General features: G+C 66.7%; 9 protein-coding genes (1 of these 9 only partly in view). 4 read left to right on the forward strand and 5 right to left on the reverse strand.

Annotated elements, in window-relative coordinates:
• Positions 1–6,136 carry the 3' portion of an amino acid adenylation domain-containing protein gene (locus tag ACF8LI_RS18385; RefSeq protein ID WP_392413705.1) on the forward strand. 4,382 nt of this gene lie to the left of the window's left edge, so the window shows 6,136 of its 10,518 coding nt (coding positions 4,383–10,518); the start codon falls outside the window, past its left edge; its stop codon occupies positions 6,134–6,136.
• A 206-nt stretch (positions 6,137–6,342) separates the two neighbouring features.
• Positions 6,343–8,748: a TonB-dependent siderophore receptor gene (locus ACF8LI_RS18390; RefSeq protein WP_047217996.1), complete on the forward strand. Its 2,406-nt coding sequence runs from the start codon at positions 6,343–6,345 to the stop codon at positions 8,746–8,748.
• Positions 8,749–8,824: 76 nt separating this feature from the next.
• On the opposite strand, the gene ACF8LI_RS18395 is transcribed toward ACF8LI_RS18390, so the two are convergent.
• From ACF8LI_RS18395 to ACF8LI_RS18415, 5 genes are all read right to left on the reverse strand, one after another.
• On the reverse strand, positions 8,825–9,859 hold the full coding sequence (locus ACF8LI_RS18395) for a FecR family protein (RefSeq protein WP_392413707.1): 1,035 nt from the start codon (positions 9,857–9,859) through the stop codon (positions 8,825–8,827).
• A 12-nt stretch (positions 9,860–9,871) separates the two neighbouring features.
• A complete protein-coding gene (locus ACF8LI_RS18400; RefSeq protein ID WP_392413709.1) occupies positions 9,872–10,471 on the reverse strand; it encodes an RNA polymerase sigma factor in 600 nt (199 codons plus the stop codon).
• 214 nt (positions 10,472–10,685) lie between these two features.
• Positions 10,686–11,984, reverse strand: a complete 1,299-nt coding sequence (locus ACF8LI_RS18405; RefSeq protein ID WP_392413711.1) for a lysine N(6)-hydroxylase/L-ornithine N(5)-oxygenase family protein — start codon at positions 11,982–11,984, stop codon at positions 10,686–10,688.
• Between the two features lie 11 nt (positions 11,985–11,995).
• Entirely contained in the window at positions 11,996–13,108 is a 1,113-nt protein-coding gene (locus tag ACF8LI_RS18410) for a GNAT family N-acetyltransferase (protein ID WP_392413713.1), read from the reverse strand.
• 143 nt (positions 13,109–13,251) lie between these two features.
• Positions 13,252–14,217 carry an alpha/beta hydrolase gene (locus tag ACF8LI_RS18415; RefSeq protein WP_392413715.1) on the reverse strand — a complete coding sequence of 322 codons (966 nt, stop codon included), beginning with the start codon at positions 14,215–14,217 and terminating at the stop codon, positions 13,252–13,254.
• A 245-nt stretch (positions 14,218–14,462) separates the two neighbouring features.
• Here ACF8LI_RS18415 and ACF8LI_RS18420 point away from each other — a divergent pair, with 245 nt between their 5' ends.
• Both ACF8LI_RS18420 and ACF8LI_RS18425 read left to right on the forward strand, forming a co-directional pair.
• Positions 14,463–16,178 carry a cyclic peptide export ABC transporter gene (locus ACF8LI_RS18420; RefSeq protein ID WP_392413717.1) on the forward strand — a complete coding sequence of 572 codons (1,716 nt, stop codon included), beginning with the start codon at positions 14,463–14,465 and terminating at the stop codon, positions 16,176–16,178.
• A gap of 21 nt (positions 16,179–16,199) precedes the next feature.
• Positions 16,200–17,054 (forward strand): N(5)-hydroxyornithine transformylase PvdF, encoded by an 855-nt coding sequence (locus ACF8LI_RS18425; protein ID WP_288899185.1) that lies wholly within the window; start codon positions 16,200–16,202, stop codon positions 17,052–17,054.
• The last annotated feature ends 11 nt before the right edge of the window (positions 17,055–17,065 follow it).

Below are 17,065 nucleotides of genomic sequence, written 5' to 3' on the forward strand. Positions count from 1 at the left end.
CACGCCCTTGTTCTCGGCCCTGCTGAACTACCGCTATGGCGTGCAGCCGCAACACCAGGGGCCGGGGCAGGGAGCCGAGGGGGGCTGGGAGGGCGTGACCCTGCTGGGCGGGCGCGAACGCACCAATTACCCGGTAGCCATGTCCATCGACGATCTGGGAGACGGCTTTGCCTTGGTGGCTCAGACCAGCGCGGCCGTAGGAGCGCAATGCCTGTGCGATGCCCTGGAAGCGGCCACCGGCGTTCTGGTCGAAGCGCTGGAGCGCAGTCCGGCGCAAAGCGCGGGCGAGCTGCAGCTGCTGTCGGCGCAGGAGTGGGCATTGCAGCAGCGATGGGGTGTCCAGGCCGTAGCCGACCCATGGCAAGCGCCTGTGCACCGTGCCATCGAACGCCAGGTCCGCGCCACGCCCGGCGCCGTGGCGCTGGTCTTTGGGAGTCTGTCGCTGAGTTACGGGAAATTGAACCAACGCGCCAACCAGTTGGCGCACTGGTTGATCGCGGCCGGTGTGGGGCCTGAGAGACGCGTGGGCATTGCGCTGGAGCGCAGCTTCGACATGGTCGTGGCGCTGCTGGCCGTCATGAAGGCGGGCGGTGCCTATGTTCCGCTGGACCCGGAGCAGCCTGCCCAGCGACTGTCATCCATGGTGGAGGACAGTGGCATTGAATGGCTGCTCACGCACGGTGCGCTGCGCCATGGCATTGCGGCGGGCGATGGCCTGCAGGTTCTGGCGCTGGACGGGCTGGATCTTGACAGCCAGCCTGGCCACGACCCGCAGGTACCTGTGCACGGCGAGAACCTGGCCTATGTGATCTTCACCTCGGGCTCCACGGGGCGGCCCAAGGGGGCTGCCAACCGGCATGCAGCGCTGCACAATCGCCTGGCCTGGATGCAGAGCGCCTATGCGCTGGACGCCTCGGACGCGGTCCTGCAAAAGACGCCCTTTGGCTTCGATGTATCGGTCTGGGAGTTCTTCTGGCCGTTGATGGCAGGCGCAAGGCTGGTGATTGCCGCGCCTGGCGATCACCGCGATCCCGCCCGGCTGGTGGAGTTGATCCGGGGACAGCGGGTCACCAGCCTGCACTTTGTGCCGTCCATGCTGCAGGCCTTTCTGGCCCATGAGGGCATGCAGGCCTGCACCGGCCTCAGGCGCATTTTCTGCAGCGGCGAGGCACTGCCTGCCGAAGCGCAGAATGCCGTCTTGCGGCATCTGCCCCAGGCGCGCCTGTACAACCTGTACGGCCCCACCGAGGCAGCCATCGACGTCACGCACTGGAGCTGCCGCGATGACGGCGGAAGCCAGGTGCCCATAGGCCAGCCCATCAGTGGCATCAGGACCTATGTGCTCGATGCCTGCATGCAGCCTTTGCCGCAGGGCGTGGCTGGCGAGCTTTTCCTGGGTGGCACGGGGCTTGGACGCGGCTATCTGAACCGGCCGGGCCTGACGGCCGATCGCTTTGTCGCCGACCCCTTCGACGCCGATGGCGCTGGCCGGCTCTACCGCACAGGCGATCTGGTGCGCTGGAGCGCACGGGGCCAGCTCGAATACTTGGGCCGCATGGACCACCAGGTCAAGATCCGGGGACTGCGCATCGAGCTGGGCGAGGTCGAGGCACAACTGCTGGCCCAGCCCGAAGTGCGCGAAGCGGTCGTGGTGGTCGCGGGTGGCCCGGGCGGGGGGCGACTGGTGGGCCATGTCTCGGCCCGTGCGGGCAGGCACATCGACTGGCCGCTGCTCAGGCAGCGCCTGCTGACGCTACTGCCGGACTACATGGTGCCGACGGCCATCGTGGTGCTGCCTTCCCTTCCGCTGAATTCCAACGGCAAGGTGGACAGAAAGCAGTTGCCCGAGCCCGGCCAGGACCATGACGGCGGCTATGAGACGGCGCAGGGCGAGGCCGAACAACTGCTGGCGGGCATCTGGGCTCAGGTGCTGGAGGTGGAGCAGGTCGGTCGGCACGACAATTTCTTTGCGCGCGGTGGCGACTCCATCCTGAGTCTGCAGATCGTCAGCCGTGCACACCGTGCGGGCTGGAAGCTCACGCCCCGGCAATTGTTCGAGCAGCAGACCATTGCCCAGTTGGCGACGGTCATGCTGCCGCTGCAGGGCATGGCCTGCGAGCCGCCGGTGTCCGCAAAGCCCGGGCAACTGGCCGATTTTCTGGATGCCGATGCACTGGCTGCGCTGGCCCTGGATCCGTCAGCCATCGAGGATGTCTACCCGCTCACCCCCACACAGGAGGGCATGCTCTTTCACGCCATGGAGGCGCCAGGCTCGGGGCTGTATGTCAACCAGCTGAGCGTGCAGCTGTCCCATGTCGATGCCGCGCGCCTGGCGCAGGCGTGGTCGTCCATGGTGCAGCGCCATGCCCATCTGCGCACGGCATTTCTTTGGCAGGAGGGCATGCAGCGGCCCCTGCAATTGGTGATGCGTGAGGCAACGGCGCAATTTGCCGTCAGCGACTGGCGTGCGGACCCCGATGCGGGCCTGCGGCTGGAGCCATTTGCAAGGCAGGAGCTGCTGCAGGTGCCCGACTGGCTTGCGCCGCCGCTGGTGCGGGTGTGCCTGATCCGGCTCACCGAGACGCGCTATCAGCTGATCTGGACCCAGCAGCACATCGTCTCCGACGGGTGGAGCGACTCCCGCCTGCTGGGGGAATGGCTGCAGTGCTATGCAGGCGAGGATCTGCCCGCACGGCCCCCTGCCTACGGCGACTATGTGCGCTGGCTGCATCGGCAGGATGCCCGGGCGGCGCAGGCATTCTGGACAGAAGAGCTTCGCGCTCTGGATGGCGCCTGCCTGCTTGCGGGGGCTGCCTCGGACGAGCCCTCTCCTGGCTACGGCAAGGTCTACACGCGCCTGGGCGCCACTCGGACGCAGGAGCTCCAGCGCCATGCCCAGCGCGAGCGGGTGACCATGAACACACTGGTCCAGGCTGCTTGGGCGCTGGTGCTGCAGCGCCACACCGGCAGTTCCCGGGTGATCTTCGGCGCCACGGTGGCGGGGCGGCCTGCACAGGTGGAGGGCGCGCAGGAGATGCTGGGCCTGTTCATCAACACCATTCCGATTGCCGTGAACGTGCGGCCCGGGCTGTCGTCGGGCGAGTTCCTGCGCGGCATGCAGGCACGCAACCTGCGCGCCAGGGAATTCGAGTATGCGGCGCTGGCAGATATCCAGCGCTGGGCCGGCTGCTCCGGCAGGCCGCTGTTCGACAGCATCATCGTGTTCGAGAACCATCCGGTGGACCGGACGCTGAGGCAACTGGACCGCTTCGGCCTGGAATTCGGCAGCGTGGCAGGCAGTGGTCTGACGGGCTACGCGATGGACCTGCAGGTCACCGTGGGCGAGACGCTGGAGATCGAGTACTGCTATGCACGCAGCAGCTTCGACGAAGGCCAGGCGCTTACCATGCAGCGCATGGTCGAGCATCTTCTGGACCAGATGCTGGTGGGTGCGGCACAGCCGGTGGGATCGCTGGGCTGGCTGGACCCGTCGGTCAGGACGGCCGTGCTGTCGCTGGGCCAGGGGGGGGCGCAGCCTGCTCCGCGATCGACGGTCCATGCCCTGATCGAGCACCAGGCGCAATCCCGGCCGCAGGCCGTCGCGCTGAAGATGGGCGAGGCGCAGATGCGCTATGGGCAGCTCGATGCGCAGGCCAACCGACTCGCGCACCATCTGATCGCGCAGGGTGTAGGGCCCGACAAGGTGGTGGCTGTGGCGCTGGAGCGTTCGCTGGACACCATCGTCACCCTGCTGGCCGTGCTCAAGGCCGGAGGCGCCTATCTGCCGCTGGATATCGCCTATCCCGCCGACCGGCTGGCCTTCATGCTGAAGGACAGCGGCGCCGTGCTTCTGCTGAGCCAGCGCTGCGCCTGGCCACACCTGGCGGGCACCCAGGTCGCGACGCTGCTGCTGGACGAAATCGATCTTCAAGGCACGAGCGAGGCGCGCCCTCTTGTCTCGCTGAGCCCGGACAACCTGGCCTATGTGATCTACACCTCCGGCTCCACCGGCATGCCCAAGGGTGTGACGGTGTCCCATGGACCCTTGGCCATGCACTGCCTTGCCACGGCGGAGATCTACGGCATGACGGCGGACTCCTGCGAACTGCATTTCATGTCGTTCTCGTTCGACGGAGCGCATGAACGCTGGCTCACGCCGCTGTGCGTGGGCGCCAGCCTGGCCGTGCGCGACAACGAGCTGTGGACTGCCGAGCAGACCTACCAGGCCTTGCACCGCCACGGCGTGACGACGGCGGCGTTTCCCCCTGCCTACCTCGGCGAGATCGCCGAATGGGCGGCGCAGCGCGACGATGTGCCTGCGGTGGAGCTGTACGTGTTCGGGGGGGAAGCGATGCCCAAGGCTGCCTATGACAAGGTCCGTGCACGGTTGAAGCCGCGCTGGCTCATCAACGGCTATGGCCCGACGGAAACGGTGGTGACGCCGCTGATCTGGCGCACGTCGTCAGAAGGCAGCTTCGATTGTGCCTACGCGCCCATAGGCCGACCTGTGGGTGAGCGCTGCGCCTATGTGCTGGACGACGATATGCAGCTGCTGCCCGAGGGCATGATCGGCGAGCTGTACATCGGTGGCTATGGCCTGGCGCGTGGCTATCTGGATCGGCGCGCGCTGACGGCCGAGCGCTTCGTCGCTGATCCTTTCGACGACCGTGGAGGCAGGCTGTACCGCACGGGCGATCTGGTGCGCTGGTTGAGCGGCGGCAACATCGAGTACATCGGCCGGGCCGATCACCAGGTCAAGATCCGCGGCTTCCGCATCGAGCTGGGCGAGGTCGAGAAGGCAGTACGCAGCGTGGCGGGCGTGATGGATGCCGCCGTCCTGGTCCATGACGCGCCGGGGGGCAAGCAGCTGACGGCCTACGTCGTGGCGAATGCCGCCAGCGCCGGCCAGGTCCTGGCGCGGAGCGTGCGCCAGCAACTGGGCGAACGATTGCCGGACTACATGGTGCCCGCGCATGTGCTGCTGCTGCCCGCCCTGCCGCGCCTGGTCAGCGGAAAGCTGGACCGGCATGCCCTGCCCGCGCCGCAAGCGGATGCGCAGCGCCACCATGCTCCGCCATCGACCGCCGAGGCGCGTGCACTGGCGCAGATCTGGGAGGAAGTGCTGGGAGTGCAGCCCGTGGGCGAAACGGACAATTTCTTCGAGCTGGGCGGGGACTCGCTTCTGAGCCTCAGGATGCATGCCAAGGTCCGCAAGCTCGGCAACAGCCGGCTGGACTTCAAGCTGCGTGATCTTTTGCAGCGGCCCACCATCGCCGGGCTGCTGGGGTTGGGCGCTGCAGCGGCGCAGCTGCCTTGCGGCCTGGTGGCCTTGAATGCCGTGTGCGATGCCGCGCCGCCACTGTTTTGCGTGCATGCTGGCTTTGGCACCGTGTTCGACTACCAGCCTCTGGCGCGGGCTTTGAATGGTGTCCGCACCGTCTACGCCATACCGTGCCGCAGCCTGGCCGATCCCGCGCATCTGGATGCTTGTCTGGAGCAGATGGCCGATGACTACTGCCGCATGGTGCGTGCCGTACAACCGACGGGTCCCTGCCATCTGCTGGGCTGGTCACTGGGAGGTACGCTGGCGGTGCTGATGGCGCAGCGGCTGCAATCACGGGAGCCGGGCACGGGTTTCGTGGGCCTGGTCGATCCCTTTGTGCCGCCTGCATCGGGGCAGGTGGCAGACGCATGGTGGCCCGACTTTGTACGCTTTGCAGCCTATCTGATGCCGCAGGTCCGCATCGAAGATCTGGCCGAACTCGGTGCTGCGCAGGAGCCCAGCATCGACCTGCTGGCGGGTCCCATCGACCGCCTTCTGGGTCGGGCAGAGACTGACCATCCTGCGGGTCATGCATCCATGGATGGAACCGGGCTGGCACAGGCTTTCATGACGGCACGGCACCTGAAGCGCCTGTCTCTGCAGATGGACAGGCTTCCTGCCTTGGAGGCGGAGGTTGACCTGTGGTGGAGCCAGGACCGGGATGCTGCAGACCGTTCACGGCTGGAACGTCAGCTGGGGCGGGAGCCCGCGAGTGCTGCCGATATTGCGGCCGACCATTTTTCGCTCATGAGGCATGAGGATCTGGTGGCGCAGTTGCTGCAATGCCTGTCGCTGGAGCCTGTGCCGGTTTGAGGCCGCCGCCCGGCGGGGTCATGAACGGCCAGGCACGTTGTGCCTGGCCGGCACATCTAGGTGTTTACACATTGTCTCCATTTTTTTGCGCTGAACGTCTCTTTGGCAGGAGGTGCACAGCTTGCGGGACTTTTCCTTCGGCATCGCCAGCGGCTGCACCAGATGAGTTTCGAGTTTCATTCAAAGCCTTTGGGATTTTTCTAGCCATGCGTTCTTTGCCCCGTCAACATCTGTTGAGCCTTACTCTGGCTACAGTCTTTGGTTCCGCCTCCATCTGGAGCCCTCTCGCCGCTGCACAGGGGGCAGGGCAGACCAGCCAGGTCTTCGACATCAATGTTCCGGCGCAGGCCTTGGCATCGGCGCTCAATGAACTGTCCCGGCAGACGGGGTCGCAGGTGTTCGCTGCCGGGGATGTGGTGTCGGGGCTCAGTTCCCGTGCCGTGACGGGGCAACTGACCTCCGAGCAGGCGCTGCGCGAAATGCTGACCGGCTCCCCGCTGCAGGCCACCAGGACGGCCAACGGCGGTTTTGCCATCCGCCGCATGCCGGAGCCGGGCGCTTCTGCAACGACTCTGCCCGTGGTCACGGTCACCGACCGCGAGGATTCATACGGTCCCATCCAGGGCTATACTGCCAAGCGAAGCGCGACGGGCGCCAAGACCGATACGCCGATTGTGGAAATTCCCCAATCCATCAGCGTTGTCGGCGCCGAGGAAATCGACGTTCTCAAGTCGCAGAACATCCAGGACGCGCTGGGCTATGTGGCTGGCGTCAGCCGCTCCGAGGGACTGGACAGGACCACGGATACGTTGATCGTGCGGGGCTTTCAGATCGACGGCAACGGCAATCAGTACCGCGACGGACTGAAGTACACGGTCAATCGCTACAACGGCCAGCAGGAACCGTATGGACTGGATCGCATCGAGCTGCTCAAGGGTGCGGCATCCGTGCTGTATGGCGCGGCGTCGCCGGGTGGTGTGCTCAACACGGTGAGCAAGCGCCCCACGACCGCGCCGCTGCATGAACTCAATATGGAACTGGGCAGTTTCAACCGCAAGCAGGTGTCCGGTGATTTCGGCGGCGCGCTGGACAAGGATGGAGAGTGGTCCTACCGGCTCACTTTCCTCAAGCGCGACAGCAATACCTTCATCGACCATGTGCCCGATGACCGGTTCTATATCGCTCCTGCGCTGAAGTGGCAGCCCAATGCAAACACCTCGCTGACGCTGCTGACGGAGTACCAGAAGGACAGGACCGGCTATGTGCTGGGCCTGCCAGAATCCGGCACCATCTTGCCGAACATCAATGGCCGCATCCCGCGCAACCGCTTCGTCGGCGAGCCCGGCTTCGACACCTTCGAAGGCGAGCGCTATTCCGTCGGCTATGTGTTCGAGCATGCCTTCAATGACAAGCTCAAGCTGCGTCACGGCCTGAGGTACATCCATGCGGATATCCGGTACCGATCGGTGTTTGTCTCCGGCCTTGCCAGCGACCAGCGCACATCCCGCTACCGCGGCACCTTGTCGCGCTGGGACGATTCTTCGGGCCTGACCAGCGATACCTCGCTGGAGTATCAAGGGGTCACCGGTCCGGTCAAGCACACCCTGCTGGCGGGCGTGGACTACTATGCACCGCGCCACTCCAGCGAACGCTATGAGGGCAGCCTGGGGAGCATCGACATCTTCAATCCCGTGTATGGCCAGCCCATCGGCAACGTGGATATTCCCAATCCTTTCTCCTGGAGGAGCAAGGCGAGGCAGTTGGGCGTCTATTTCCAGGACCAGATGAAGATCTCCGACAAGTGGGTCGTGCTTCTGGGCGGGCGGCATGACTCCGTGCGGTACGACGAAAGCAATTTCTTCACTGGCGAGAAAAGTGCGGACAACGAAAAAAGCAGCGCCTCCACTGGTCGCGCCGGCCTGGTGTACCTGGCGGACAACGGCCTCGCGCCTTTCCTGAGCTACAGCGAATCCTTCGAGCCTACGTCCGGCCGAGACCGTCTCGGGTCCCGGTTCAAGCCAACCACGGGTGAACAGGTGGAAGCGGGCATCCGTTTCCAGCCCAAGGGCTCCAACACCTTGATTTCTGCGGCCGTGTATCAGCTGACCCGCCAGAACGTCCTGGTGGCAGATCCCCAGGACCCCACGCTGAGCAGCAGCATTCAGGCTGGCGAGATCCGCTCGCGCGGCTTCGAGCTGGAAGCCAGAACCTCCATCAGCCGCCATGCCAATGTGATCGCCGCCTATGCCTATACCGATGCCAGGACCACGCGCGCCAGCGCCCTGCAGCCGGAACAGCAGGACCGTCGCACTTATGGCGTTCCCCGCAACCAACTGTCGCTGTGGGGTGACTACAGCTTTGGCGAATTCGGCCTGCCCGGTCTCAAGGTAGGTGTGGGCATGCGTTACGTTGGCAGCACCAGAAGCCAGAATTACAACGTGGTGCCCTCCTTCACGCTGCTGGACGCCATGGTCAGCTACACGACGGGGCCATGGAGGTTTGCCCTCAACGCCACCAACCTGGCCGACAAGACCTATGTCGGCAGCTGCAGTACCGTCTGCTTCTACGGCGAGCCCCGCAAGGTGATCGGCACGGCCACCTATCGCTGGTAAGCGGGCATGGGCCATGGGCCACGGCTGGAGCGATCCGGCCGTGGCCTTTTCTTTGTCGGGGAGCCGAAGGCGCCGCTCAGAGCGCCTGCAACTGCACGCCGCCACCGGCCTGCGGGCGCACCCTCAGCGGCAGGATGGACGGCAGCACGGCCAGCAGGCCGGCCGAGTCATTGGCGCGAAAGCGCCCGGTCAGGCGCAGCGCGGCCACGCGCGCATCGGCGGCTTCGATGGGCTGGGTGCGGTAGGCGTTGACGGTGGCCAGGGCCTCGGCCAGCGGGGTGTTCTCGAAGACCAGCCAGCCTTCGCGCCAGGCGGACAGCGTGGCGGCATCGGCCTGGCGCACGGCCTCGGCCTGGCCGTTGCGGATGTCCACGATCTGGCCAGGCAGCAGGTCCAGCGTTGCCGCCGCCGGGCCCATCGCATCCTGGGCATCCCTGCCCAGCACCCGGACCCTGACATGGCCATGCTCCACGCCCACGGTGACGGGGCCGCCGCGGTCGCGCACGGTGAAGACCGTGCCCACGACCTCGATGCGCGCCTCGCGCGTGATGACCTCGAAGGGCCGGTCGGGATCGGGGGCCACGTCGAATCGCACTTCGCCCCGGGCCATGGACACGCTGCGGCGCTGGCGGTAGAGCGTCACGGCAATGGCGCTCTGGGGCGCCAGTTCCACCAGGCTGGCCTGCAGCGGCAGCTTGCCGTCGGCCAGAGTGATCTTGAGGATCTGCGAGTTGCGCGTGGCGTAGGCCGAGGTGTGTATGGGCTGCTGCCAGTACCAGTAGGCACCCCGGCCAGCCAGCGCGCCTGTGCCCAGCAGCCCGGCGAAGGACAGCAGCAGCTTGCGGCGCCGGACGGCCTGGGTGGAGCGCGAGGCCCTGTCGGCCAGAAGGGCGGTTTCCTGGAACTGCTCGCGCAGGCCGCCGGACATGCCGCCCAGCAGGTTCCAGCGCAGGTGCGCCTCGCGTGCGGCGGCATCGTGCCGGGCTGATTTCCCGCGCCATTCGCCCAGGGTCAGGCGGGCCTGGTCGGCCACCGGGTCGGGAGCGATTTCGCTTTGAACGATCAGCGTCAGCGCATGCTCGACCATGCGCTCGCTAGGTGCACTTGCCATGGAAAGGGGGAGTCAGGATGCGTCGTCGGTCAGTGTACTGTTGTCGAAATCCATGGCGCTGCCCAGCGCATGGTCCTCGATCAGTTCGGAGCGCAGCTGGGCCAGCACGCGCGAGCAGTCCAGCGTGGCGCGCACCATGTGCTTGGCGACGGCCATTTCGGTGATGTTGAGCTGATCGGCGATTTCCGCGCGCGTGTAGCCATGGGCGCGAAAGAGGATGAAGACTTCGCGCCGGCGCGGCGGCAGGCTTTCCAGCGCCTGGACGACGCGGTCCAGGATCTGGCGCTGGGCGGCCAGGGTTTCGCTGGAGGGCGCGCTGTGCTGCACCGCCATTTGCTGGCGCGTCCAGTCCTGGGAGGTCTTGCGCTTGCGCGCATCGTCTATGCACAGGTTGCGTGCCACTCGAAACAGCAGCGCGCGTGGGGATTCGATGCCGGCGTCGGGCAGGGTTTCGGCCTTCTTGCCGCTGCGCAGGCCCAGGGCGTGCACATAGACCCGCTCGAAGCTCGATTGCGCGATGTCGGCCGCATAGTGCGGATCTCGGAGATCGCGCGTGAGCTGGCGGCGCAGATCGCCATAGTGAGCCACGAGTTCCTGGATCAGGTCACGCATCCGGATACCTGCCTTTCCGCAAGGGCGATGGGTTGGAACCCCTGGGTCCGTACAGAGAAGGGCCTACCGGATGCTGCAACCCCGGCCAGGGCCGGGGCGGTGCAGCATCGGGTATGGGATTCAGCGGCGCAGGTGATTCGAATTCAAATGCAAATGGTTTGCATTCAAATTATGGCATGGGAGATCCCTGCGCCATCATGCCCTGTGCGATCTTTCAGTCCTGCAGCGCCAGCTGTTCTGTGCGCGCAACATCGGGTCTTTGGGCTTGCGCTGCCAGCAGGGCTTCACCGATTTCGCCGGTGCGCACCGAAGTGACGGACAGCAGGGTGTCGCTGAGGCCGTGGGAGCCCTCGCAGGCGCCCTGCAGGAAGATGGCGGGGCGAAAGTCCGGCGTGGTGTGCACCTGGTAGTCGCGGCTCACGGAGAAGTCGCCCAGGTAGGGGGCCAGCGGGTCCAGCAGGGTCTTGTGGTGCTCGCGCGCATAGCCGGTGGCCAGCACCACCACGTCGTAGCGCGATGCATGGTCGATGCCGCTGTTGAGATCGCGCAGCCCCAGGTGGATGCCGTCGCTGGCGGCGCGCACGTCCTGCACCTCGTGGCGGCGCAGGAAGCGATGGCGCGTATCGCCGACGACCTTCTGTTCATAGAACACCTTGAAGATGCTCTCGATCAGCTCCAGGTCGGGACAGGCGTAGTTGGTGTGCCAGAACTCGCGCAGCAGGGCGCCGCGCTCGTCGTGCGGGCGGCTGTAGACATAGTCCACGAAGTCGGCGTTGAAGATTTCGTTGACGAAGGGGCTGTCGTCGGAGGGGCGGATGGAGCGGGCGCGCATGACCAGGTCGATCTCGGCCGTGGCGTAGCGGCCATGCAGGTCCATGAAGATTTCCGCTGCGCTTTGGCCCGCGCCCACGACGGCGATGCGCAGCGGCCTGGCATGCTCGGCAATGCTGCGCAGGTAGGCGCTGGAGTGGAAGACGCGCGCGTCGCCGCGCAGGGGCTTGAACTGCTCGGGAATGCTGGGCGTGCCGCCGATGCTCATGACCAGGTTCTGTCCCAGGCGCTCATGCACGTTGCCGGCCGCATCGCGCGAGCGCACGCGCAGCAGCTCCACCTTGCCGTCGCGTTTTTCAGGCAGCACCTCGATCACTTCCTGGCCGTAGACGCAGCGGTCCTCGAACTTGGAGGCGGCCCAGGCCAGGTAGTCGTTGAACTCGTGGCGGCTGGGAAAGAAGGTCTTGAGGTTGATGAAGTCCTGCAGCCGGCCCTTCTCGTGCAGGTAGTTGATGAAGGTGAAGCGGCTGGTGGGATTGCGCAGCGTGGCCAGGTCCTTGAGGAAGGACACCTGCATGTGGGCCTGCTCGAGCAGCATGTCCCGGTGCCAGGCGAAGCGCGGCTGCTTTTCGATGAAGACGGGGTGCATGGCCCGCGCGGTGGTTTCGCGCTCCTTGAGGGCGATGGCCAGGGCAATGTTGGAGGGGCCGAAGCCGATGCCGATCAGCGGGTGGGTTTGCATGGAAGGTCCTTTCATTGGGTCGATGCGTCCAGTGCGTCCGGCGCGGCTGCGTCGGTCTGCGGTATCCACAAGGCGTCTGCGAAAAAGCGTTCCCTGAGCAGGACTCCCAGCACGGCGCGCTTGTGCGGGAAGTCGAATTCCTTGACCAGCGCATAGCCGCAGCGCGGCAGGCTTTTGCGCATCTTGCGGTTGTCGGCGCGCGGCTCCACGACGATGCGCTGCGTGCGGCAGTCGTCCAGAAAGAGGTAGTGCGACAGCGAGGGCAGCCAGGCCGTCAGGTAGGGCTGGCCGCGAAACCGTGCCTCGCCCACCAGCGCATGCCAGCCCCGGTCATGGTCGCCCGCGTCATAGAAGGGGGCGATGCGGTCTTCCTTGGCCCAGTAGGCCTCGAAGTAGCCGAAGGGCTCGCCGTCGAAGCAGCCGATGAGGCCGAGCGCATGCGGGTCGCCGGCCATGCGCTGCAGATAGGCGCGGTGGTGGGCAAGGTCGCCGCTTTCCTCCCAGAAATGCGCGACGACCGGGTCGTTCATCCAGCGGTGGATGAGGGGCAGGTCTGCCTCGGGCTCCACGGTGCGAAAGCTCAGCGTGCGGCCCAGCCAGGGGATGAAGCGGCGGTAGACCTCGCCGCGCGGCTTGTGCAGGCGCACGGGGTGGCGCCGGCCTTCGCTGATCGTGTAGTGCAGCGCATAGGGTGGGCGCGGGCGGGGCAGCCACAGGGGCTGCTGCCAGAGCACGTCTCTTGCTACGCGCGCAGTCTGGCCCGGCTGCACCGTGGCGATGCTGTCGCGCAGGCCCGGTGGCAGGCGGGGCAGGGACAGCTCGATTTCCCGGGCATCCGGGCGCAGGCCGAAACCGGCCTGCAGCGCGGCCAGCAGTTCATCGGCTTCGGGCATGCCCGAGCAGGGCCCCATCCATTGCAGCTGCAGCAGGCCTGGCGCAGTCCTGGGCGACAGGTTCCAGAGACTGGGCTTGCCGGGCCTGCCGGCATCCACGGACCCCGAACGTTCCAGGCGCAGCCGCTGTCCGTCGCCGAAGACGCTGATCGTCTCGGCGCCGGCATGGGCGAGGTAGCTGGCGCCGGAGGCGTCCGGTGACGGTGTAGCGGTGGCTTCGGCTGGACGCACGTGGACTCTTTCAGGTGGAGTGCCCCGCGTGCGGGACACGGATGGGGGCAAGGGCACAAGGGACGCAGGGGACGCAGGGGACACAAGGCAGCCTCATGACCGGGATGACGTGCAGGCGCGGCAAATGTTCATGCCAGGGCCGTTCATGCCAGGGCCGGGATCCGGGCCGCCTGGAAGGAATGGGCCAGTGCCTTGCAGATCCGGCCGCGCAGCACCTCGGTCTCTTCGGTGAGGGCGCCCAGCCGCGCAAAGTCATGGACCATGCCGGCGTAGATCTGCAGGTCCACGGCCACGCCGGCGGCCTGCAGCCGCTCGGCATAGCGCTTTCCTTCGTCGATCAGCGGGTCGTACTCGGCCAGCACCATCAGCGTGGGGGCCAGCCGGCCCAGGTCGGATGCCTGCAGGGGGGCAAAGCGCCAGTCCTGCCGGTCCGCATCGCTGCGCAGGTATTGGCGGAACATCCAGGCCAGGGTGTCACCTTCCAGCAGATGGCCGGTGGCCAGGCGCGCATGCGAGTCACTGTCCTGCTGCGCTGCCGTGCAGGGGTAGAGCAGCAACTGCAGCAAGGGCTGGGGCATGCCCGCGTCGCGCGCGGCGATGCACAGGGCCGTGGCCAGCGTGCCCCCGACGCTGTCGCCGCCAATGGCCAGGCGCTGCGCGTCCAGGCCATGGCGGCCGCCGTGCTCCAGCAGCCAGGCCAGGGCGTCCTCTGCGTCGAGGAAGGCTGTGGGAAAGCGGTGCTCTGGCGCCAGCCGGTAGTCGATGGCCAGCACATTGCAGGGCGTGCCCAGCGCCAGGCTGCGGCACAGGCTGTCATGCGAGTCGAGCCCGCCCAGCACGTAGCCGCCGCCGTGAAGGAACAGCAGGCAGGGCGCGGCTGTGTGTTCAGGGGCTGCGCGGTAGAGCCGGGCACGGATGCGCGCGCCGTCGCGCGTGGGCAGATCCAGGTCCTCGGTGGGCAGATCGTCGCCCGGCAGGTCCAGCGCCAGCGTGGCGTTGTCGTAGGCGGCGCGCGCCTGCGCTGCCGTCATCTGGCTCATGCGCTGGCGGCTGGATGCCTGGGCGTTGGCGAGTTCAAGAAATGCTTGCAGGTCGGGGTGGAGAGCCATGGCGTCCTTCGGGTGTGCGGCAGACAAAGCAAAGCGGGCCGGTGCAGGGCAGGGCGCCCGCGCTGCCCCTTCTTCGTGATGACGCAGGGCGGCGGAATTTGTTCATCGCCTGGGCGGTGAACATTTTTGGCGCACGCACGTCTTGCAGGGAGTAGGGAGCGCTCGCCGTGCGCCGCGCTCCAGGAAACGCCGGGCCGCGCCGGCATTGCAAGGTCATGCGCCCACGGGCGCCAGAGGAATCCCTTATGGAAAACGCCAGCCGACCGCCCTCCGAGGTACTGCGCCTGCTCAGGCCCTTCCTGCCGTGGATGGCGCTGTCCGTGGTCACGGGCATTTGCGCGGGTGGGGCCACGGTGGCGCTGCTGGCGACCATCAACCAGGTGCTCAACCGTCCCGGTGGGCTGGCGGGCGGGCTGCTGCTGACCTTCATCGCCCTGTGCGCCACCGTGCTGGTGTGCCGGGCCACGTCCGACATGTCGGGCAATTTCGTGGGGCAGCGCCTGGTGGCGCAGCTGCGCAAGGAACTGGCCGGCAAGATCCTGGCCGCGCCCATCGATGCGCTGGAGCGCTACCGCACGCACCGCCTCATGCCCGTGCTCACGCAGGACGTGGACATGATCAGCGACGTGGCCTTCGTGCTGGCCTCCAACGTGATCGCCCTGGCCATTGCGCTGGGCTGCCTGGCCTATCTGGCCCTGCTGTCGCCGCCGCTGTTTGCCATGCTGGTGGTGGCGCTGGTGCTGGGCGTGAGCCTGCAGGCGCTGGCGCAGTCACGCGGCGTGGCGGGATTCTGGAAGGCGCGCGATCACGAGGAAGTGCTGCACAAGGCCTACCGCGCCATCAGCGAAGGCGCCAAGGAGCTGCGCATGCACCGCGCGCGCCGGGGCCGCATCTTCGACGGGCAGATTGGCTCCACCGTGGATGCCATCCGCCGCATCAACAGCCGCGCCATCAACACCTATGTACTGGCCACGGCCTTCGGTTCGGCGCTGTTCTTTCTGTTGATTGCCCTCATCCTGGGCTGGGCCGCGCTGCGCACTACCGAGCCCGTGGTTCTCAGCGGCTTCGTGCTGGTGCTGCTGTTCCTCAAGGGCCCCATGGACCAGATCGCAGGCGCGCTGCCCAACCTGGGCCGTGCCAAGGTGGCGCTGCAGCGCATTGCCGACCTGTCGGCGCGCTTTGCCAGCCCCGAGCCGCACCTGCACCTGGACAGCCCGCCCGGCGAGGTCCGCTTGGACCACGGCCTGGAGCTGCGGGGCGTGCGCTATGCCTTCGATGCGCCCGAAGGCGGCAAGGCCTTCGAGATCGGCCCCATCGACCTGAAGCTGGGCAAGGGCGAACTGGTCTTTGTGGTGGGTGACAACGGCTCGGGCAAGACCACGCTGATCAAGCTGCTGCTGGGCCTGTATGCGCCCCAGCAGGGCGAGATCCTGCATGACGGCCAGCCGGTCACGGCCCTGGCGCGCGACGACTACCGCCAGCTGTTCACCACGGTGTTCTCGGACTTCTTCCTGTTCGAGGACCTGGTGGCCGGCGGCGAAGAGGGCCAGGCCGCCGCGCTGCCTGAGGCCGCGCTGCCCTACCTGCAGCGGCTGGAGATCGCCCACAAGGTCAGTGTGCGCAACGGCAGCTTCAGCACCATCGACCTGTCTACCGGCCAGCGCAAGCGCCTGGCCCTGGTCCACGCCTATCTGGAGGGCCGGCCCGTGCTGGTCTTCGACGAATGGGCGGCCGACCAGGACCCGAGCTTCCGCCACCTGTTCTACACCGAGCTGCTGCCCGAGCTGCGCGCCAGGGGCCACCTGCTGGTGGTCATCTCCCATGACGATCGCTACTTCCACCTGGCCGACCGCATCGTGCGCATGGAGGCCGGCCGCATGGTCCTGCCGCAAGACGGGGCGCAGCCGGTGGCGGCTGCATCGGCCAGTCCCGCCAGTCAAGGCGTGCTGGCCGACATCTGAATTCCTGCTGAATCCACGAACATGGCAAAGACAAAACTCGTCTACATCTGGTCCCTGAGAAACGCCGCCGCCGACCAGGCCGGCCAGCACATCGCCTACAAGGGCGCAACGCGCTACATGAAATCGCCGCTCGAATACCTGGGCGAGTTGCTGGACACCAGCCCGCTGGGCGATATCTACAGCCTGGAGGCCGTGATCCACGACGACGACGAGGCCTCGCCCCGCGACCGCGAAAAGATCGGCGACTACGGCTTCAGCTACCGGCCGGGCGGCCGCTGGTTCTATCCGCCGGACCTGCGCATCCAGGGGCGCAGGGTCAATGACCTGCTCATGGCCGTGCCGTCTTCCTACCGGCGCCTGCCGCTGAACGATCCGCAGCGCGCCGCGGGCAAGCAGATGTTCGAGGCGCAGTTGCAGGACAGGCTGGTACAGCTGGGTGCCGAGCGGGTGGTGCTGGATGGCCTGCTCGTCATCCTGGACCGGCTCGTGCGGCCCGGTGCCCTGTTCCACCGCAGGATCGCCAACATCCACCCCGGCATCACGCGCCTGGAGTCACCCTATGAACGCCGGGGCGCCTGCGCCACGCTGGACGCGCTGCATGGCGCACAAGGCTACAAGATCGTGGACTGGAAGACCATGGAACAGCGCCCGGTCCCGCCCCTGTTCAAGACCGGCGCATCCTTTCACTACGTGGACAACGGCATCGACTCCGGCGAAGTCATCGCCGACGTGCTGGGCACCGACATCGATCCCCAAGACACGATTCTTGAGCTGCGCTGGAACAACTTCCAGCACAGCCTGTTCCCTGCATTGCGCAAGGGGCTGGAGATGATGGCCAGAGCGCCTGCAGACACGCCTGCAGACACCACGGTGTGACAACGCGCGCA

The sequence above is a fragment of the Delftia sp. WSY_12 genome, from assembly GCF_043104645.1.
GTDB classification, from domain to species: Bacteria; Pseudomonadota; Gammaproteobacteria; order Burkholderiales; family Burkholderiaceae_C; genus Comamonas; species Comamonas tsuruhatensis.